This is a genomic window from Microbacterium schleiferi (assembly GCF_038150145.1).
Classification (GTDB): Bacteria; Actinomycetota; Actinomycetes; order Actinomycetales; family Microbacteriaceae; genus Microbacterium; species Microbacterium schleiferi_B.
This window is the reverse complement of record NZ_JBBWSA010000006.1, coordinates 216974-237035: the sequence shown is the minus strand read 5'-3', so window position 1 is coordinate 237035 and position 20062 is coordinate 216974. Positions and strand designations below refer to the sequence as shown.

At 66.4% G+C, this 20062-nt stretch carries 16 protein-coding genes; 10 read left to right on the top strand and 6 right to left on the bottom strand.

Annotation, left to right across the window (positions count from 1 at the left end; genetic code table 11):
* Positions 1-24: 24 nt before the first annotated feature.
* The 10 genes from uvrA to AADH62_RS08935 all read left to right on the top strand — a co-directional run bounded on the left by uvrA (position 25) and on the right by AADH62_RS08935 (position 11616).
* On the top strand, positions 25-2931 hold the full coding sequence (uvrA, locus tag AADH62_RS08980; protein WP_341579138.1) for an excinuclease ABC subunit UvrA: 2907 nt from the start codon (positions 25-27) through the stop codon (positions 2929-2931).
* A 2-nt stretch (positions 2932-2933) separates the two neighbouring features.
* Complete coding sequence (gene uvrC / locus AADH62_RS08975) at positions 2934-4892, top strand: excinuclease ABC subunit UvrC (protein ID WP_341579136.1); 1959 nt, start codon at positions 2934-2936, stop codon at positions 4890-4892.
* Between the two features lie 71 nt (positions 4893-4963).
* Positions 4964-5842, top strand: a complete 879-nt coding sequence (rapZ, locus tag AADH62_RS08970) for an RNase adapter RapZ (RefSeq protein WP_341579187.1) — start codon at positions 4964-4966, stop codon at positions 5840-5842.
* A gap of 95 nt (positions 5843-5937) precedes the next feature.
* On the top strand, positions 5938-6915 hold the full coding sequence (whiA, locus tag AADH62_RS08965) for a DNA-binding protein WhiA (protein WP_341579135.1): 978 nt from the start codon (positions 5938-5940) through the stop codon (positions 6913-6915).
* A 148-nt stretch (positions 6916-7063) separates the two neighbouring features.
* Complete coding sequence (locus AADH62_RS08960; RefSeq protein ID WP_341579134.1) at positions 7064-7690, top strand: superoxide dismutase; 627 nt, start codon at positions 7064-7066, stop codon at positions 7688-7690.
* A 152-nt stretch (positions 7691-7842) separates the two neighbouring features.
* Positions 7843-8853 carry a type I glyceraldehyde-3-phosphate dehydrogenase gene (gene gap, locus AADH62_RS08955; RefSeq protein ID WP_341579132.1) on the top strand — a complete coding sequence of 337 codons (1011 nt, stop codon included), beginning with the start codon at positions 7843-7845 and terminating at the stop codon, positions 8851-8853.
* A gap of 22 nt (positions 8854-8875) precedes the next feature.
* Complete coding sequence (locus tag AADH62_RS08950) at positions 8876-10093, top strand: phosphoglycerate kinase (protein ID WP_341579131.1); 1218 nt, start codon at positions 8876-8878, stop codon at positions 10091-10093.
* A complete protein-coding gene (gene tpiA / locus AADH62_RS08945) occupies positions 10081-10869 on the top strand; it encodes a triose-phosphate isomerase (RefSeq protein ID WP_341579130.1) in 789 nt (262 codons plus the stop codon). Before AADH62_RS08950 ends, tpiA begins: the two co-directional genes overlap by 13 nt.
* Before the next feature lie 145 nt (positions 10870-11014).
* Positions 11015-11263, top strand: coding sequence for a preprotein translocase subunit SecG (gene secG / locus AADH62_RS08940; RefSeq protein ID WP_292711318.1), 249 nt, complete (start codon positions 11015-11017; stop codon positions 11261-11263).
* Entirely contained in the window at positions 11263-11616 is a 354-nt protein-coding gene (locus AADH62_RS08935) for an RNA polymerase-binding protein RbpA (protein ID WP_292711320.1), read from the top strand. Before secG ends, AADH62_RS08935 begins: the two co-directional genes overlap by 1 nt.
* A gap of 77 nt (positions 11617-11693) precedes the next feature.
* On the opposite strand, the gene pgl is transcribed toward AADH62_RS08935, so the two are convergent.
* The 6 genes from pgl to tkt are packed head-to-tail and all read right to left on the bottom strand — an operon-like array spanning position 11694 to position 19837.
* Positions 11694-12473 (bottom strand): 6-phosphogluconolactonase, encoded by a 780-nt coding sequence (pgl, locus tag AADH62_RS08930; RefSeq protein WP_292711322.1) that lies wholly within the window; start codon positions 12471-12473, stop codon positions 11694-11696.
* Positions 12466-13413, bottom strand: coding sequence for a glucose-6-phosphate dehydrogenase assembly protein OpcA (locus AADH62_RS08925; protein WP_292711324.1), 948 nt, complete (start codon positions 13411-13413; stop codon positions 12466-12468). Before AADH62_RS08925 ends, pgl begins: the two co-directional genes overlap by 8 nt.
* Positions 13410-14960 carry a glucose-6-phosphate dehydrogenase gene (zwf, locus tag AADH62_RS08920; RefSeq protein ID WP_341579127.1) on the bottom strand — a complete coding sequence of 517 codons (1551 nt, stop codon included), beginning with the start codon at positions 14958-14960 and terminating at the stop codon, positions 13410-13412. Before zwf ends, AADH62_RS08925 begins: the two co-directional genes overlap by 4 nt.
* A gap of 13 nt (positions 14961-14973) precedes the next feature.
* Positions 14974-16593, bottom strand: a complete 1620-nt coding sequence (locus tag AADH62_RS08915; RefSeq protein ID WP_341579125.1) for a glucose-6-phosphate isomerase — start codon at positions 16591-16593, stop codon at positions 14974-14976.
* Between the two features lie 7 nt (positions 16594-16600).
* Entirely contained in the window at positions 16601-17710 is a 1110-nt protein-coding gene (gene tal, locus AADH62_RS08910) for a transaldolase (RefSeq protein WP_341579124.1), read from the bottom strand.
* A 27-nt stretch (positions 17711-17737) separates the two neighbouring features.
* Complete coding sequence (gene tkt, locus AADH62_RS08905; protein WP_341579123.1) at positions 17738-19837, bottom strand: transketolase; 2100 nt, start codon at positions 19835-19837, stop codon at positions 17738-17740.
* Positions 19838-20062: the final 225 nt, after the last annotated feature.

Sequence of the window (20062 nt, the reverse complement as noted above, 5' to 3'; positions counted from 1 at the left end):
GGAGGCCACACCTACACTTGACGGGTGCCCATCGTCCCCGTCTCTTCGCATGCCTACAGCAGTGGAACACTGAGTGTTCGCGGCGCCCGCGTCCACAACCTCAAGGACGTCGATCTCGACATCCCGCGCGACTCCCTGGTCGTGTTCACGGGGCTGTCGGGGTCCGGAAAATCGAGCCTCGCGTTCGACACGATCTTCGCCGAGGGGCAGCGTCGCTACATCGAGTCGCTGAGTTCCTACGCGCGCCAGTTCCTCGGTCAGGTCGACCGGCCAGATGTCGATTTCATCGAGGGGCTGAGCCCCGCCGTCTCGATCGATCAGAAGTCCACCAACCGCAACCCGCGTTCGACGGTCGGCACGATCACCGAGATCCACGACTACATGCGTCTGCTGTGGGCCCGGATCGGGGTCCCGCACTGCCCCGAGTGCGGTGCGCAGATCCAGCGCCAGACGGTGCAGCAGATCGCCGACCAGCTCATGGAACTGCCCGAACGCACGCGGTACCAGATCGTCGCGCCCGTGGTGAGCCAGAAGAAGGGGGAGTTCGTCGACCTCTTCAAGGAGCTCTCCGCGAAGGGCTACGCCCGTGCCGTGGTCGACGGGGATCTCATCCAGCTCGCCGAGCCCCCCACCCTCAAGAAGAGCTACAAGCACGACATCGCGGTAGTCGTTGACCGCCTCGTCGCAGGCCCCGACATCCTGAGTCGCGTCACCGACTCCGTCGAGACGGCGCTCGGACTTGCCGGCGGCATCATGCAGGTCAACTTCGTCGACGAAGAGGGCGACGACGCGTGGCAGTCCTTCAGTGAAAAGCTCTCGTGCCCGAACGGTCACCCGCTGCAGCTGACAGAGATCGAGCCGCGGACGTTCTCGTTCAATGCCCCGTTCGGCGCCTGCCCGACATGCTCTGGCCTGGGTACCCGGATGTCGGTGGATGTCGAGCTCATGCTGGGCGACCCCGAGCTCTCGATTCGCGAGGGCGTCCTCATTCCGTGGACGACGCAGGGCAAGGGACTGTTCCAGTACTACGAGCGCCTGCTCGAAGGTCTGTCTGACGACCTCGACTTTTCGCTCGACACCCCCTGGCGGGAGCTCACGGCCGAGGTTCAGAACGCGGTCCTGCACGGCGAGAACTTCAAGGTCAACGTCAAGTGGAAGAACCGCTACGGTCGCGAAATGCGGTACACCTCGGGGTTCGAGGGCGTCGTGCCCTACATCGAGCGCCAGTACGTACAGGCCGAGTCCGACGCGCAGCGGCAGCGCTGGTCGGAGTACCTGCGCGAAGTTCCCTGCCCCGCGTGCAACGGCGACCGCCTGAAGCCCGAGGTCCTCGCGGTGCTCGTGCACGGGCATTCGATCGCGGATGCCTCACGCCTGAGCCTCGCTGATGCGCAGCAGTACTTCGCGAACCTCGAACTCACCGAGCGCGAGGCGATGATCGCTGCCGCGGTGCTCCGCGAGATCCGGGCGCGCCTCGAATTCCTCATCCAGGTCGGCCTGAACTACTTGAACCTCAGCCGTTCGGCAGGTTCGCTCTCGGGCGGCGAGGCGCAACGCATCCGTCTCGCTACCCAGATCGGATCGGGACTGACCGGCGTGCTCTACGTCCTCGATGAGCCCTCGATCGGCCTGCACCAGCGCGACAACCGACGCCTCATCGAGACGCTCCTCAAGCTGAAGGGCCTCGGTAACACCCTCATCGTCGTCGAGCACGACGAGGAGACGATCCACGCCGCCGACTGGATCGTCGACATCGGGCCCCGTGCCGGCGTCGACGGCGGTCACGTCGTGCACTCCGGACCCCTGGCCGAACTCCTCGCCGACTCCGACTCGATCACGGGCGATTACCTTGCCGGTCGCCGCAGCATCCCGACGCCACGCAAGCGCCGCAAGATCGACAAGAAGCGGATGCTGGAAGTCGTCGGCGCTCGCGAGAACAACCTCAAGCAGGTCAGTGCCCAGTTCCCGCTCGGTGTCCTCACGGCGGTCACCGGTGTGAGCGGCTCGGGCAAGTCGTCGCTTGTGAACGACATCCTCTATCAGGTGCTCGCCGCGAGGCTCAACGGGGCACGAACGGTTCCCGGCAAACACACGCGCGTGACGGGTCTCGACAACCTCGACAAGGTCGTGCACGTCGATCAGGCTCCGATCGGGCGAACACCGCGCTCGAACCCGGCCACCTACACGGGCGTTTTCGATCGCATCCGCACCCTCTTCAGCGAGACGCCGGAAGCCAAGGCGCGCGGTTACCAGCCCGGCCGTTTCAGCTTCAACGTCAAGGGCGGACGCTGCGAGGCGTGCTCGGGCGACGGCACCATCAAGATCGAGATGAACTTCCTGCCCGACGTCTACGTGGACTGCGAGGTCTGCCACGGGAAGCGCTACAACCGCGACACGCTCGCGGTGCACTACAAGGGCAAGAACATCGCCGAGGTCCTGGAGATGCCGATCGCCGAGGCAGCTGAATTCTTCGAGCCCATCCAGGCCATCCACCGGTACATGAAGACCCTCGTCGACGTCGGCCTCGGCTACGTGCGGCTCGGCCAGTCAGCGACGACCCTCTCAGGCGGTGAGGCGCAGCGCGTGAAACTCGCCACCGAACTCCAGCGGCGAAGCAACGGACGCAGCATCTACGTGCTCGACGAGCCCACCACGGGACTGCACTTCGAAGACGTCCGTCGCCTCCTGGAAGTCTTGAACGGTTTGGTCGACAAGGGCAACACGGTGATCGTGATCGAGCACAACCTCGACGTGATCAAGTCGGCCGACTGGATCATCGATCTGGGCCCCGAAGGTGGTTCGGGCGGCGGCGAGATCATCGCGACCGGAACGCCCGAGCAGGTCGCGGCGGTTCCCGAAAGTCACACCGGACAGTTCCTGGCCGAGCTTTTCGACGCCCACGACGCGCCGGCGGCTCGCAAGGCGGGTTGAGCGTGGCTCGCGCCACCCATCCTCAGCTCGCGTACCGGCCGGCACCGGGGGAGATCCCGACCAATCCGGGCGTTTACCGGTTCCGCGACGACGCTGGTCGCATTCTTTACGTCGGCAAGGCCAAGAACCTGCGGGCCAGGCTCTCGAACTACTTCGCGCCGTTACACACTCTCCATGAGCGCACCAGACGGATGGTCACCACGGCCACCGGCGTCGAATGGACGGTGGTCGGCAGCGACGTCGAGGCGCTGCAACTGGAGTACATGTGGATCCAGGAGTTCTCGCCGCCGTTCAACGTGCGCTACAAGGACGACAAGTCCTATCCGTACATGGCTGTCACCCTTGCCGATGAGGCTCCGAGGGTCATGGTCACGCGAAACCACAAGATCCGCGGCGCAAAGTACTTCGGGCCGTACCCCAAGGTGTGGGCGGTACACGAGGTCATCGACCTCATGATCAAGGTGTTCCCGATCCGCACGTGCAGCGACTCGTCGTACAAGCGGGCGATGGCCACCGGTCGGCCCTGCTTCCCCGGCCAGATCGGCCGCTGCGGCGGGCCGTGCTCGGGCCGCGTGACAATCGAGGAGCACCGCGCGATCGTCGACGATTTCGTCGCGTTCATGTCCGGTGGTGATCAGCGGTTCACCCGGCAGCTGACTGCCCGGATGAAGGAAGCGTCAGCTGCGATGGATTACGAGTCTGCCGCGGTCTTTCGCGACCGGCTCCAGGCGATCGAGGCTGTCCTGAACAAGAGTGCGCTCGTGTTGCCCGATGACACGGATGCCGACCTCTTCGGCATTGCGGAGGATGAGCTCGCCGCCGCCGTGCAGCACTTCGTCATCCGTGGCGGTCGTGTGCGCGGCGTGCGGGCGACGACGATCGAGAAGGAACTGGACATCAGCGGGGGAGAGCTCGTCGACCAGATCCTGCAGCGGACGTACGGCCCCTCGGGAAGCGCCGACATTCCCCGGCAGGTGCTGGTCCCGGCCCTTCCTGACGATGCCGCAGAACTGGAGGCCTGGCTTCGTGAGAAGCGCGGCACGAACGTCACGATCCAGATCGCGCAGCGCGGCGCGAAGGCCGACCTCATGAAGAACGCGGCGCTGAACGCGCAACAGGCGCTTCTGCTGCACAAGACACGGCGCACGAGCGACTATGTCGCGCGTTCTCAGGCGCTCACCGATCTGCAGGAGGCGCTGGGTCTCGACGAAGCGCCGCTGCGGATCGAGTGCTATGACGTCTCGCACCTCAGCGGCACGAATGTGGTGGCCTCCATGGTCGTGTTCGAAGACGGGCTGCCACGCAAGGACCAGTACCGAAGCTTCGGTGTTGCGCAGACCACCGACGACACCGACTCGCTCTATCAAGTGCTCATGCGCCGACTTGCATATATCGACGACGAGCGGGATGCGGCGCCTGACACCGAAACCGCGACGGGCGAGACGGATGCCGCGACCAAGCCATCCGTCAGCTCGGATCCGACCGCCGAGGGTACCGTCGTGACGGCCCGCAGCCGCCCCCGCTTCGCCTACCGCCCACAGCTGCTCGTCGTCGACGGCGGCAAGCCACAGGTCAACGCCGCGGCACGGGCGCTAGCCGACGCGGGCCATTCCGAGATCGCTCTGTGCGGCATCGCCAAGCGTCTCGAGGAGGTGTGGCTCCCCGGAGAGGACTATCCGGTGATCCTGCCGCGCACCAGCGAGGCGCTGTACCTCCTGCAGCGGTTGCGCGACGAAGCCCATCGCTTCGCTATCACCAAGCAGCGAGGCAAGCGCAAGCGCGACATCCAGACCGTGCTCGCCGAGATCCCCGGGCTCGGCGATGCCCGTATCCGGGCGTTGCTTCGCCACTTCGGATCGGTTACCGCGCTCAAGAACGCAACGCCCGAGGAGATTCAGGAACTTCCCGGCGTCGGCCCGAAGCTTGCCGCCACGATCCACGCGCACCTGGCGAGTCGATAGGCTGGCCGTGCTCGGGAGGCCCGGTGCCTGACGAGCCCGCAGACCGCGCCACCACAGGACGAGAGGTCCCGATGGACCAGACGACAGCCGCCACGAGCGATGTGCTCATCCTGACCGGAATGTCCGGCGCCGGGCGCTCAACTGCTGCAAACGCCCTCGAAGACCTCGGCTGGTATGTCGTCGACAACCTGCCACCGCAGATGCTCAAGCCGATGCTCGAGTTGTCCGAGATCGCGGCATCCGCGCTGCCGAAGGTCGCCGCCGTAGTCGACGTTCGCGGCCGGGACCTGTTCACCGCCCTTCCGGCCGAGGTCGGGGAGTTGCGCTCCCGTCGCAACGTGCGGATCGTGTTCTTGGACGCGTCGGACGATGTGCTCGTGCGGCGGTTCGAAGCCGTCAGGCGCCCGCATCCCCTGCAGGGCGAAGGAACCCTCATCGACGGCATCCGCACCGAGCGAGAGCGCCTTTCGGAGATTCGAGAGCGCGCCGACGTCGTCGTGGACACGTCCTCGCTGAACGTGCACCAGCTCGCGACGCGGATCTTCGAGCTCTTCTCGGACGAGGGGGCAGCTCGGCACATGCTCACGATCATGAGTTTCGGCTTCAAGTACGGTCTGCCGACGGATGCCGACATGGTCGCCGACATGCGGTTCCTTCCCAATCCGTACTGGGACCCCTCGCTTCGGGCTTTCACGGGGCAGGACCCGCAGGTGCGCGAATACGTGCTCGCCCAGCCCGGGGCTCGGGAATTCGTGGATGCCTACGCCGCAGCCTTGCAGCCCGTGTTGCAGGGCTATCAGCGCGAAAACAAGCGGCACTCGGTCGTCGCTGTCGGATGCACAGGAGGCAAACACCGCTCTGTCGTCGTGGTCGAGGAACTCGCCCGGCGACTGGCCGACGAGGCAGGGGTCGCCGTGCGTGTGAAGCACCGCGACCTTGGCCGAGAGTAGAGCCGAACCAGGAGACAGCCGAGAATTCGAGGGGTGCGCCCGAGTAGGCTAGAGCGTCATCCGCCGGCCGAGCCGGCACCCTCGAAAGGAGCCCCGTGTCGCTGACGGCCGATGTCAAAGCAGAGCTCATTGCAGTCCGGGATCCGCTTCCCAGCGCCCGGGTCGCTGAGCTGACATCACTGATCCGCTTCGCCGGAGGCCTCCACTCCATCGCCAACCGCGTCGCTGTCGAGGCCGAGGTTGACTCGGAGGCGCTTGCTCGGCGGGTCGCCCGAGAGCTCATGGAGCTCTACGGTGTCCGGCCCGAGATCGTCCAGACGCAGGGATCCGGTTCGCGGGCAGGGGCCCTCTTCGCGGTGCGCGTCATCGACGGGGGAGAGACGCTTGCTCGTCAAACCGGTCTGCTCGACCAGCGGCGCCGGCCCGTGAGGGGTCTTCCCAACAAGCTCACGACGGGTTCGCGAGGCGACCTCGCCGCCGTATGGCGCGGCGCATTCCTGGGCGCCGGCGCCCTGACCGACCCGGGACGATCCGCGTCGCTGGATGTGCTGTGCCCCTCCTCGGAAGCGGCGATGGCCCTGGTCGGGGCAGCGCACCGTCTCGGCATCGGCGCGAAGGCGCGCGAGGTGCGCGGTGCACCGCGCGTTGTCGTACGCGAAGGGGATGCCATCCGCACGGCACTGGCCGTCATGGGTGCACGCCAGGTCGCTGCACACTGGGACGAGATGCGTCAGCGTCGGGAGGTTCGCGCCGGCGTCAACCGGCTCGTGAACTTCGACGACGCGAACCTGCGTCGGTCGGCTCAGGCCGCGGTGGCCGCGTGTGCCCGCGTGGAGCGAGCGCTCGAGATCCTCGGTGAAGACATCCCGGATCACCTGCGCGAGGCCGGTGATCTGCGGCTTGCGCACCGCGACGCGAGTCTCGACGAGCTGGGTCACCACGCCGATCCGCCGCTCACAAAGGACGCCGTGGCCGGCCGCATCCGTCGCCTGCTTGCGATGGCCGACAAGAAGGCGGCAGCCGAGGGTATTCCCGGAACCGAATCGGCCGTTCCGGCGTCCGCCCTCGACTGATCGCGCCGGCAGGGAACAGCGCTGTAACTGTTGTTCTCTTCTCGCGCAAGACCCGCCGACCGGGTGCTGCGGCTCACTAGGATGACAGTTGTCACCCCAGCGACGCCGGGGCATTCCTGGCGCCGCGACGACAGGAAGAGAAGAGCATATGGCCACCTACACCCTGCCTGACCTCCCGTACGATTACGCGGCTCTCGAGCCGCACATCAGTGCGACGATCATGCAGCTGCACCACGACAAGCACCACCAGGCGTACGTGACTGGCGCCAACACCGCTCTGGAGCAGCTCGCCGAGGCCCGCGAGACCGGCAACCTCGCCAACGTCAACAAGCTCGAGAAGGACCTCTCGTTCAACCTCGGTGGTCACACCAACCACTCGATCTTCTGGACGAACATGTCGCCGGATGGCGGCGACAAGCCGACCGGCGAACTCGCCGCAGCCATCGACGAGTACTTCGGCTCGTTCGACAAGTTCCAGGCTCACTTCACTGCCGCTGCTCTCGGCGTGCAGGGCTCGGGCTGGGCTGCACTGTTCTGGGACTCGATCGGTCAGCGCCTCATCATCCAGCAGATCTTCGATCAGCAGGGCCAGCTCGCCGCCGCCAGCGTTCCGCTGCTCATGCTCGACGTGTGGGAGCACGCGTACTACCTCGACTACAAGAACGTCCGGGCTGACTACGTGAAGGCGTTTTGGAGCATCGTGAACTGGCAGAACGTTCAGGACCGCTTTGTCACGGCTCGTGAGAAGACGGCAGGTCTGCTGCTAGGGTCATGATCAGGTGAGGATGCCGCGGAGCCCTCGCCCGCTCGGGGGCTCCGGCAGCCTCATTTGTCTGCTGGAACACACCACAAATGACACCCCTCTCCGGGTCGTCGATCCGGAGCTGACCCCCGGCGCTTCGGCGCGATAAGAATCAGGGAGACACCGTGTCTGTCAAGATCGGTATCAACGGCTTCGGCCGTATCGGACGCAACTACCTCCGCGCAGCCTTGGAGCAGGGCGCGGACCTCGACATCGTGGCGGTGAACGACCTCACCGACAACAAGACGCTCGCCCACCTCCTCAAGTACGACTCGGTCGGCGGACGCCTGAGCGAAGAGGTCTCGTACACCGAGGACTCCATCACCGTCGGTGGCAAGAGCATCAAGGTCTTCGAAGAGCGCGACCCCGCGAACCTCCCGTGGGGCGAGCTGGGCGTCGACATCGTCATCGAGTCGACCGGCCGCTTCACCAAGGCAGCTGACGCGAGCAAGCACATTGCCGGTGGCGCCAAGAAGGTCCTCATCTCGGCACCCGGAACGGACGTCGACGGCACCTTCGTCATGGGCGTGAACGACGGCGAGTACGATCCCGCCACGATGCACGTCATCTCCAACGCCTCGTGCACCACCAACTGCCTGGCGCCCCTCGCGAAGGTCTTCAACGACAACTTCGGCATCGAGCGCGGCTTCATGATGACCGCTCACGCGTACACCGCTGACCAGAACCTGCAGGATGGCCCCCACGGCGACCTGCACCGCGCTCGCGCCGCCGCGCTGAACATCGTGCCGGCCGCCACCGGCGCCGCCAAGGCCATCGGCCTCGTGCTGCCCGAGCTCAACGGCAAGCTGAGCGGTTCATCGTACCGCGTTCCGGTTCCCACCGGTTCGATCGTTGACCTGACGATCATCACGCCGGCCGAGGGCCTCACCAAGGAGACCATCAACGCTGCCTACGAGAAGGCTGCTGCTGAGGGTGCTCTGGCTGGCTACCTGAAGTACAACACCGATGCGATCGTCTCGACCGACATCGTTCACGACCCGCACTCGTCGATCTTCGACGCCGGTCAGACCAATGTCTCGGGCAACCTCGTGAAGGTCTCGGCCTGGTACGACAACGAGTGGGGTTACTCCAACCGCCTCGTCGACCTCACCGAGCTCGTCGCCAGCAAGCTCTGAGCCGCGGCATCCGGTAACAGACATGGCTCTGCGCACCCTCGACTCGCTGGGTTCGCTGGCCGGCAAGCGCGTCATCGTCCGTTGTGACCTCAACGTTCCGTTGAAAGACGGGGTCATAACGGACGATGGCCGCGTGCGGGCCTCCGTTCCCACGCTCAATGCCCTCATCAACCAGGGAGCGCGCCTCGTCGTGTGCTCGCACCTGGGACGCCCCGACGGGGCACCCGACCCGAAGTACAGCCTGGAGCCTGTCGCCCAGCGCCTGTCCGAGCTACTCGGCAAGCCTGTCGCGTTCGCGCGCGACACCGTTGGGGAGTCGGCCCACGACGCCGTCGCCGCGCTGGAAGACGGCGACGTCGCGGTCATCGAGAACCTGCGGTTCAACGCGGGGGAGACGGCGAAGGATGCCGAGGTTCGCGGCGCGTTCGCCCGCGAACTCGCGTCGCTCGGCGACGCCCTGGTGTCGGATGGCTTCGGCGTCGTGCACCGCAAGCAGGCGAGCGTGTACGACCTCGCCGAGATCCTGCCGTCTGCGGCGGGCTTCCTGATCGAGAAAGAGGTCGACGTCCTCGACCGCCTCACCGAGAAGCCTGAGCGCCCGTACACGGTCGTGCTCGGCGGCTCGAAGGTCAGCGACAAGCTCGGCGTCATCGAGCACCTGCTCCCGCGGGTCGATCGCATCCTGGTCGGTGGCGGCATGCTGTTCACGTTCCTCAAGGCCCAGGGCTACGAGGTCGGCAAGAGCCTGCTCGAAGAGGATCAGATCGACACTGTCACCCGGTACATGACGACGGCGCAGGAAAGCGGCGTTGAGATCGTCCTTCCGGTGGACGCCGTGATGGCTGCATCCTTCAGCGCCGACGCGGAGCACGTTGTCGCTCCCGCCGACTCGCTCGAGGAGACTCCATTCGGTGCGACGGGCCTGGGGCTGGACATCGGCCCCGACACGGCCAAGATCTTCGCCGACGCGATTCGTGCGAGCAAGACCGTGTTCTGGAACGGCCCGATGGGTGTGTTCGAGATGGCTGCCTTCGCCGCGGGAACCAAGGCCGTCGCGCAGGCGCTGACCGAGGTCGATGGTCTGAGCGTCGTCGGCGGTGGCGATTCTGCCGCTGCAGTGCGTCAGCTCGGCTTCACGGATGACCAGTTCGGCCACATCTCCACCGGTGGTGGGGCGAGCCTCGAGTTCCTCGAGGGCAAGAAGCTACCCGGACTGGAGGTCCTCGGATGGGAGCAGTGAGAACGCCGCTCATCGCCGGCAACTGGAAGATGAACCTCGACCACCTACAGGCTGTCGCGTTCGTCCAGAAGCTGCACTGGACGCTTAAGGACGCCAAGCACGAGGACGGTTCGGTCGAGGTCGCGGTCTTCCCGCCCTTCACCGATCTGCGGACCGTGCAGACCCTGCTGGATGCCGACAAGATCCCGTTCGCCCTCGGCGCGCAGGATCTGTCGCCGAAGGATTCGGGTGCGTACACCGGTGACATCTCGGGGGCGTTTCTTGCGAAGCTCGACGCGCGCTACGTGATCATCGGTCACTCCGAGCGCCGTGAATACCACCACGAGACCGACGAGGTCGTTGCCAGCAAGGTTCAGGCTGCGCTGCGACACGGTCTCGTGCCGGTCATCTGCGTCGGTGAGACCGCGGAGGACCTCGAGAAGTACGGCGCTAGCGCTGTGCCCGTCGGGCAGCTGAAGACCGCTCTTGCTGACGTGCCGGCTGACGCCGACATCGTTGTGGCGTACGAACCGGTCTGGGCGATCGGGTCCGGCCAGGCAGCTACTCCCGACCAGGCTCAGGATGTCTGCGCCAAGCTGCGCGCGGGCGTCGCCGAATCGTTGAGCGCAGACGCTGCCGAGCGCACTCGTGTGCTCTACGGCGGCTCGGTGAAGGCCGCGAACATCGCGAGCTTCATGCGCGAGCCGGATGTCGATGGCGCGCTGGTGGGTGGTGCGAGTCTCGTCGTGGATGAGTTCGCCGCCATCATCCGTTACCAGAAGCACGTCGGCGTCTGAGGCCGTTCCGACTACTGCTGTGGCTGGGCAGCCGGAGGACCGGTCGCCCAGCCACAGCGCGGCGGGCCGAGGCGAAGCGCGCGCCTCTTTCCGTATACTGGACGCTTGTGCGACGAGACACCGTCGCGACGAAAGGTTTCACGTCTTGGCGATTCTCGAACTGATCCTGCAGGTGATCCTCGGCATCACGAGCCTGCTGCTCACCCTGCTGATCCTGCTGCACAAGGGCCGAGGCGGTGGCCTGTCCGACATGTTCGGCGGGGGAATGACGTCGGCTCTGGGGTCCTCGGGTCTGGCTGAACGAAACCTCAACCGATTCACGATCGTGCTGGCCCTCGTATGGTTCATCACCATCGTGGGACTTGGCCTCATTACGAAGTTCCAGGTGATCTGATGGCAACCGGCGGCAATGCAATCCGCGGCACCCGGGTGGGTGCCGGACCCATGGGCGAACAGGATCACGGCTATCACGCAGACCGTGTCGCCGTCTCGTACTGGGATGCCCTGGGCAACGAGACTGTGCGCTACTTCGCGGCTGGCATCCCCGACGAGGAGATCCCCGAGACGATCGATTCGCCGCACTCCGGGCTTCCCGCAGGTCGCGACAAAGACAACCCGCCTCAGCTGGCGAAGGCTGAGCCGTACAAGACGCACCTTGCCTACGTGAAGGAGCGTCGCACGGAAGAAGAAGCCGACGCGCTCCTGGATGACGCGCTGAAGTCCCTGCGCGAGCGCCGCGGCCTCTGAGACTTTTCGCAGGGCAGCCTGCATGACAATGGCCCCGGTCTCCCCTGAGGGAGGTCCGGGGCCATTGTCATGAATGGTCAGTACTCCTGGTCGATCAGCTCCGGGGGAACTTGCTCGGCCGCTTCTCGGTCGACGAAGAACACGGTGCGTCGCCGTCCTTTGGCGCCTCCGGCGGGGACGCTCGTGTAGTTGGCGCCGGCGAGGGCAAGACCGAGAGCTGCGGCCTTGTCAGGGCCGGACATGACCAGCCAGACGCGCTGCGACGCGTTGATCACCGGTCGGGTGAAGGTCACGCGTTCGGGCGGGGGCTTGGGCGAATTCCGGACCGGGAGCACCGCGTGCTCGGTGTCACGGATCTCGGGGTGATCGGGAAACAGCGAAGCGATGTGGGCGTCGGGACCGACCCCGAGAAAGCACATGTCGAACGAGGGCCACGCGGGTCCGCCAGGCTGCCCGTAGCGCGCGAGCTCTGCCGCATAGGCGCGCGCAGCTTCGTCGAGGTCCACGCCTTCATCGCTGGCGGCAACGCTGTGGATGTTGCCTACCGGGATGTCCAGTCGGTCGAGAAGAGCCTCGCGTGCCTGCTTGTCGTTGCGCTCGGAGTCGTGACGTGGGACGAAGCGTTCGTCGCTCCACCAGAAGTGCACATTGTCGAAGCGGAGGCCCGCAAGCCGCGGGCTTGCCGCAGCAGCCTCGAGCACCGCGATGCCCATGGTTCCGCCCGTGAGGGAGACATGAACGGCGGGTTCATCAGCCTGCTTCTCGATACGGCGCAGGAACCGGTTCGCCACGTACTCCGCGAGCGCAGTCCGGTCGGGGCTGATGAGCACCCGCTTCTCGTTCGTGATCTCAGCCATGGGTCTCCTGCGACGGTGTCGGGTCGAGCAGCGCCCAGCCCTCGGTGATCACTCGACCATACAAGAGGTCTGCATCGAGTCGGCGCAGCTCCTCGGCGAGGCACTCGCGCAGTGTACGGCGCGGCAGCACCAGGTCATGCTGCGGTTGCCCGGGCTGCGACAACCGGGCGATCGCGGCTGAGGAACGCTCGAGAACGATGTCTCCGCTGGCGCGTGTGAGGCGGACCGACTTGATGCCGTCGCTCCATTCGTCGGCGGAGAGGTAGTGCCAGTCCACCGGCACGCCGAGAGTGAGACGCAGCCACGCAGCCAACAGCGCAGTCGAGGGCGATGTTGCAGCGCCCCGAACCTCCACGCCGGTGATCGGCTCGTACGGCGGCTGGTCGAGCACGGCGGCGAGCTGCTCGCGCCAGTGCGTGAGGCGCGTCCAGGCGAGGTCGGTGTCGCCCGGCGAGTAGCAGTCGCCGAGGTGTGCGACGCGCGAGGTCTCGTAGGGCACCGTGGAGGCATCCGTGATGCGTCGCTGTGCGATCCGGCCGAGCGGGGAGTGGGAGGGAGTCGCGGGCGGGTTGTCTGGCCACCATACGACGACGGGCGCGTCGGGCAGCAGCAGACCGGTCACGAGGCTCTCGACGTTGGATGCTGCAGCGCCAGAGGCGCGCAACACGACGACCTCGCTCGCGCCGGCGTCGCCGCCCACGCGGATCTCGGCATCCAGCTTCGGCTCGCCCTCGGGGTCGAGGCGCAGGCTGATGACCCGCATGGGATGCTCGCGCGAGGCGTCGTTGGCTGCCTCGATGCCGTCCTCGGTGCCGCCGTTCGTCGTGACGATGATGAGGGTGAGCACTCGTCCCAGCGCTACGGCACCGCCCTCCTCACGCACGTCGATGAGTGCGCGGGAGATTTTGCTGACTGTCGTATCGGGAAGATCGACGATCATGGCCGCCTCCAGGTGCGTCCGTCGCGGGCAAGGAGCTGGTCTGCCGACTTCGGCCCCCAGGACCCAGGTTCGTATTGGTCGAGCGGTCCGCCTTGCTGTGCCCAGAAATCCTCGACCGGGTCGAGGATCTTCCACGAGAGCTCGACCTCTTCGTGGCGCGGGAACAGCGGGGGGTCGCCGAGCAGAACGTCGAGAATGAGCCGCTCGTAGGCCTCGGGGCTGGCCTCGGTGAAGGCGTGCCCGTAGCCGAAGTCCATCGTGACGTCGCGTACGTGGGTGCTCGCGCCGGGCACCTTGGAGCCGAAGCGGATCGTGACGCCCTCATCCGGTTGCACGCGGATCACGAGCGCGTTCTCACCGAGCCCGGATGTCTGCGACCGCGTGAACAGGTGCTCAGGGGCGCGCTTGAACACCACGGCGATCTCGGTCACACGGCGGCCCAGTCGCTTGCCGGTGCGCAGGTAGAAGGGCACGTCGGCCCACCGCCGCGTGTTGATCTCGAGCTTGAGCGCGGCGTACGTCTCGGTCGTCGAATCCGGCTTCATGCCGTCTTCGTCGAGGAATCCGGTGACGTGCTCGCCACCCTGCCAGCCGCCGGCGTACTGGCCGCGCGCTGTCGCGAGCGACAGGTCTGCGGGAAGCGTGACGGCCGCGAGTACCTTCTCTTTCTCGGCACGCAGGTGGCTCGCATCAAAGCTGATGGGCTCCTCCATTGCCGTCAGTGCGAGAAGCTGCAGCAGGTGGTTCTGGATGACATCGCGCGCCGCCCCGATACCGTCGTAGTAGCCGGCGCGGCCGCCCACGCCGATGTCTTCGGCCATCGTGATCTGCACGTGGTCGACGTAGTTGCGGTTCCAGATGGGTTCGAACAGCTCGTTCGCGAACCGCAGCGCGAGGATGTTCTGGACCGTCTCTTTGCCGAGGTAGTGGTCGATCCGGAAAATGGAGTCGGCCGGGAAGGTCGAGCGCAGTGCGTCGTTGAGCTCGCGGGCCGAGGCGAGGTCGTGACCGAACGGCTTTTCGATGACGACTCGGCGCCACCGTTCCGGCCGGTCGGCGGTGTCATCCACGAGGCCCGAGGTGCGCAACTGACGAGCGACAACCGGAAAGTCCTTCGGGGGGATGGACAGGTAGAACGCGTGGTTACCCATGGTGCCGCGCTCTTCGTCCAGGCTCTGCACAGTCTCGCGCAGCCGCGCAAAGGCGTCATCGTCGCCGAACTCGCCCGAAACGAATCGGATGCCCTGCAGCAACTGCTGCCAGGTCTCTTCGCGGAATGCGGTGCGCGCGTGCTGTCGCACCGCATCGTGCACGACCTGGGCGAAGTCCTGATCCTCCCAGTCTCGGCGGGCAAACCCGACGAGACCGAACCCGGGCGGGAGCAGGCCACGGTTCGCGAGGTCGTATACGGCCGGCATGAGCTTCTTACGCGAGAGGTCGCCGGTCACACCGAAGATCACGAGAGCACTGGGCCCCGCGATCCGATTCAGGCGTGCGTCTTCAGGGTCGCGCAGCGGATTGTGCCCGCGAGAGATCTCGACTGTCATCGGGTGGGATGCCTTACTGAGCCGCTTCGAATAGGGAGAGGACCTCGACCTGGGGGTCGGTGAGGGTGAGCGTGACAACGGGACGCCCGTGTGCAGCCAACACCTCAGCGTCGCCCGCGGCCTGCGCGGCGATCAGCTGGCCGAAGGTGAACGGGCGGCCGGGGATCTCGACATCCACGTCGGTGCGCTCCACAATCTGCAGGAACACGCCGTTCGCAGGCCCGCCCTTGTGATACTGCCCTGTTGAGTGCAGGAACCTGGGGCCCCAGCCGAACGTGGCGGGCCTGCCCGAATCCGCCGCGACGAGCTCTCGAAGGCCCTGGAGTTGGGGGATTGCGAGGCGGTTGACGTAAGCCTGCACCGAGACGTAGCCGTCAGCCGGGAGCTGTGCCCACAGTGCGTCGAGGACCCCGGCAATCGTGCCGGATGCCGCGAGGGCGGCATCCGTGACCCGCACCTCGACGCCCTCGACGGTGAACGCCGGTGCCGTTGGTTCGGGCGTGCGCTCGAGGAGTCCCCGCGTCGCCTCCTTGGCAGACTCGACGTCGGGCTGATCAAACGGGTTGATTCCCAGCATCCTGCCCGCGATCGCGGTGGCGTACTCCCACACGACGAACTGGGCCCCGAGGGATCCGCTGACCAGGATCTCGCCCTGGTGGTGCTCGAACAGGTGGAACTCGTTAGCCTCGTCGACCAGGCGCAGCACCCGCAGGTCTGCGGGCTTGGTTTCGAGTTCGGGGGAGACGGGCAGCATGACGACGGGCAGGATGCCGGTGCCGTCCTTCCCGGTGGATTCCGCGATCAGCTGCTCGATCCAGTCGGGCAGCCCCACGATGTGCGTGCCGTCGCTGATGAGGGCGAGCTTGTCGCGTCGTGGATCGCCGCCGGCGATCGCTGCGGCGAGCACCAGCGCGGGGTTCTCGGGGCTGTCGATCGCCACTTCAAGCAGCGTCGCATCGGCTTCGGCGAGCAACTCCTCGATGTCGACACCGGCAAGGCCTGCTGGGACGAGCCCGAAAGCCGTGAGCGCGGAGTACCGCCCGCCGACGTTCGGATCGGCGTTGAACACCCGGTATCCATCGGCGCGAGCTGCTTCGTCGAGGGGTGAACCGGGGTCGGTGACCACGATGATCCGCTCGGTCGGGTCGATACCGAGATCCCGGAAGGCAGCCTCGAAGGCGCGCTTCGCGGAGTCCGTCTCGACCGTGGACCCGGATTTGGACGACACCACGAGAACGGTGCGCTCGAGGCCGCCGGCCTCGGGGTCGCCGTCGAGGGCCGCGAGCACCTGACCGGGTGCTGTCGAGTCCAGGATGACGAGCGGTACTCCGGCGGTCTGCGTGATGACCTCGGGCGCGAGCGAAGAACCTCCCATGCCCGCGAGCACGATGCGTGTCAGTCCCTTGGCAGTGAGCTCCTCGCGGAGCGCGACGATCTGCGGGACCAGTGGCAGCGAGACCGTGACGGCCTCGAGCCACCCAAGCCGGTGGGATGCCTCGGCCTCGGCATCCGGACCCCACAGCGAACTGTCGCCCGCGGTCAGGCCGGAGGCGACGAGATCGCCGATGAGACCGGGCAGCGTCGCCTCGACGACTGACTTGACGTGCCCGGTCAGGTGGATGTCGAATGCCATCGCCGGCTCAGACGTCCGCGTTCTCGAGGGCGGTTGTCACCGTCGCTTGCAGTTCGTGCCACGAGGCGATGAACTTCTCGACGCCTTCGTCCTCGAGCACCTGCGTGACATCGGCGAAATCGATACCCACCGACGCGAGGCCGTCGAAGACGGCGTGAGCATCGGCGTAGTTGCCGGTGATCGTGTCACCGACGACGTCGGCGTGATCGAAGGTCGCCTCGAGGGTCTTCTCGGGCATGGTGTTCACGGTGCCGCGGGCCACGAGCTCGGTGACGTACAGCGTGTCGGGAAGAGCGGGGTCCTTCACTCCCGTGGATGCCCACAGGGGGCGCTGCACGGTGGCGCCGGCGGCCACGAGCGCCGTTGCGCGCTCGGTAGCGAACTCCTTCGCGAACAGCTCGAACGCGAGTCGCGCGTTCGCGATACCCGCGCGTGACTTCAGCGCCTCTGCGGCATCCGTCCCGATAGCCGTGAGCCGCTTGTCGACTTCGGTGTCCACGCGCGATACGAAGAACGAGGCCACCGAGTGAATGGTGCTGATGTCGTGTCCGGCCGCCTTGGCCTGCTCGATACCCGTGAGGTACGCGTCGATGACCGCCGCGTAGCGCTCGAGGCTGAAGATCAGGGTCACGTTGACCGAAATACCCGAAGCGATGGCCTCGGTGATCGCGGGGAGCCCCGCCTTGGTCGCCGGGATCTTGATGAGCGCGTTCGGCCGGTCGACGACCTTCCACAGTTCCTTCGCCTGCGCGATCGTTCCGGCGGTGTCGTGCGCGAGCTCGGGGGAGACCTCGATCGACACACGGCCATCCACGCCGCCGGTCGCGTCGTAGACGGGGCGGAAAATGTCAGCCGCGTCACGCACATCGGTCGTCGTGATGGTGAAGATCGACGTCTCGGTGTCGGCGCCCTGGGACTTCAGCTCCCGGATCGTCTCGTCGTAGGCGCTGCCCTTGGCCAGCGCGCCGGCGAAGATCGTCGGGTTGGTGGTGACGCCGGTGACGTTGCGATCGGTGATCAGCGCTGCCAGGTTGCCGGAGTTGATCCGCTCGCGCGACAGGTCGTCGAGCCAGATGCTGACGCCCTCGGCGACAAGCTTCTCGGTGGGGGTGGTCATGTCTTCTCCTTCGTGTGCAGCCGCGCCTCAGGCGCCGGCGGCAGCAATCGTCTCGTGAGCGGCGGCCACGACTGCTTCGGTCGTGATGCCGAACTTCTGGAACAGCGTCTTGTAGTCGGCCGAGGCACCGAAGTGCTCGATCGACACGGAGCGACCGGCGTCGCCGACGATCCCGCGCCACGGCATCGCGAGGCCCGCCTCGACCGAGACGCGCGCTTTGACGGATGCCGGCAGCACACTCTCGCGGTACGCATCGTCCTGCTCGGCGAACCACTCGAGCGACGGAGCCGAGACGACGCGTGCGCCGATACCCTGCTCGGCAAGCTGCGAGCGAGCGTCCACGGCGAGCTGCACCTCGGAGCCCGTCGCGATGAGCAGCACGTCAACGGTTCCGGTGGGCGAGTCCGCCAGCACGTACGCGCCCTTGGCGGCGAGGTCGGCCGACGCGAACTCGTCGCCGGATGCCTCACCCGTCCCGCGCGCGAACGTGGGAACGTTCTGGCGGGTCAGCGCGATTCCCGCGGGGCCCTCGTGACGGCGGACGAGCTCGAGCCATACGGCCGCGGTTTCGTTCGCGTCTGCCGGGCGGACGACAGCGAAGTTGGGGATCGCCCGCAGTGCCGCGAGCTGCTCGATCGGCTGGTGAGTCGGACCGTCTTCACCCAGCGCGACGGAATCGTGCGTCCATACGAACAGCGTCGGGATGTTCATCAGAGCAGCCAGACGCACCGGGGGGCGCATGTAGTCGCTGAAGATGAGGAACGTGCCGCCGAACGGGCGGGTGGGACCGTGCAGGACGATGCCGTTGAGGATCGAGCCCATCGCGTGCTCCCGGATGCCGAAGTGCAGCACCCGACCGTACGGTGAGCCGCTCCACTCGTGTGTGGACCACTCCTCGGGAATGAACGACGCTGCATTCTTGATCGTCGTCAGGTTCGACTCCGCGAGGTCGGCCGAACCGCCCCACAGCTCGGGCAGTTCGGCAGCGAGTGCGTTGATGACCAGGCCCGACGCTGCACGGGTCGAGACATCCTTGCCCGCCTCAAACTGGGGAAGCGCGTCGGCGATGTCGGCGGGGAGTTCGCGGGCGTGCAGGCGGTCCCACAGCGCCTTGCGCTCCGGGCTCGCCGCAGCCCACGCATCGAACTTCTCCTGCCAGGCAGCCTTTTCGGCCTCGCCGCGCTCGACAAGTGAACGCGTGTGGGCGATGACCTCGTCGGGAACATCGAACGTCGTGTCGGGGTCCCAGCCGAGGACCCTCTTGGTCGCGGCGAGCTCTTCGCCGCCGAGTGCGGCGCCGTGGATCTTGCCGCTGTTCTGCTTGCCGGGGGAGGGCCAGCCGATGATCGTCTTGAGGATGATGAGCGAGGGCTTGTCGGTGACGCCCTTGGCCTTCTCGATTGCCTCGTACAGCTCGTGCACGTCCTCGACGTACTGGCCCGACTTCTTCCAGTCGACGGTCTGCACGTGCCAGTCGTAAGCCTCGTAGCGCGCCGCGACATCCTCGGTGAGGGCGACGTTCGTGTCGTCTTCGATCGAGATCTGGTTTGAGTCGTAGATGACGACGAGGTTGCCGAGCTGCTGGTGTCCAGCAAGCGAGGATGCTTCGCTTGTCACGCCTTCTTCGAGGTCGCCATCTGACGCGATGACGTAGATGAAGTGGTCGAAGGGTGACTCGCCGGCCGGTGCCTCGGGGTCGAAGAGGCCCCGCTCGTACCGCGCGGCGTAGGCGAAGCCGACCGAGGATGCCAGACCCTGGCCGAGCGGCCCTGTCGTGATCTCAACGCCCTTGGTGTGGCCGTACTCGGGGTGGCCCGGGGTCAGCGAGCCCCAGGTGCGCAGCGCCTTCAGGTCGTCGAGCTCGAGGCCGAATCCGCCGAGGTAGAGCTGGACGTACTGCGTGAGCGAGGAGTGACCGCACGAGAGGATGAAGCGGTCGCGGCCGGGCCAGTGCGTGTCAGCCGGGTCGTGCTTCATGACCCGCTGGTACAGCAGATAGGCCGCGGGAGCGAGGCTCATCGCCGTCCCGGGGTGTCCGTTGCCGACCTTCTCTACGGCATCCGCCGCGAGAACACGAGCGGTGTCCACCGCGCGCTTGTCGATCTCATCCCAACGCAGTTCCGTCACCGGATTGCCTTCCGTTCGAGAGGGGTGCGCCCTGAGACCACCGGTCCGCAGACCGCGTCACCACGGGAAGAGCAGCCGGCGCAGAGCGCGCGTGTGCTTTCAGCATAGCGATTCCGCTTCCCCCAGGGGGCCGTGTTTCGAAGCCGCAGAGGGGACCTCAGAGCACCAGCCTGCGGGCGATGCCATAGACTGGAAATCCCTGGGTGACGGCCGATAGTGAGGGCA

Coding starts and splice junctions, on each gene's coding strand:
- AADH62_RS08960 (WP_341579134.1), top strand. CDS start 7,064: ATGGCCACCTACACCCTGCCTGACCTCCCGTACGATTACGCGGCTCTC.
- AADH62_RS08925 (WP_292711324.1), bottom strand. CDS start 13,413: ATGATCGTCGATCTTCCCGATACGACAGTCAGCAAAATCTCCCGCGCA.
- AADH62_RS08915 (WP_341579125.1), bottom strand. CDS start 16,593: ATGGCATTCGACATCCACCTGACCGGGCACGTCAAGTCAGTCGTCGAG.
- AADH62_RS08935 (WP_292711320.1), top strand. CDS start 11,263: ATGGCAACCGGCGGCAATGCAATCCGCGGCACCCGGGTGGGTGCCGGA.
- tpiA (WP_341579130.1), top strand. CDS start 10,081: ATGGGAGCAGTGAGAACGCCGCTCATCGCCGGCAACTGGAAGATGAAC.
- tal (WP_341579124.1), bottom strand. CDS start 17,710: ATGACCACCCCCACCGAGAAGCTTGTCGCCGAGGGCGTCAGCATCTGG.
- pgl (WP_292711322.1), bottom strand. CDS start 12,473: ATGGCTGAGATCACGAACGAGAAGCGGGTGCTCATCAGCCCCGACCGG.
- zwf (WP_341579127.1), bottom strand. CDS start 14,960: ATGACAGTCGAGATCTCTCGCGGGCACAATCCGCTGCGCGACCCTGAA.
- AADH62_RS08950 (WP_341579131.1), top strand. CDS start 8,876: ATGGCTCTGCGCACCCTCGACTCGCTGGGTTCGCTGGCCGGCAAGCGC.
- rapZ (WP_341579187.1), top strand. CDS start 4,964: ATGGACCAGACGACAGCCGCCACGAGCGATGTGCTCATCCTGACCGGA.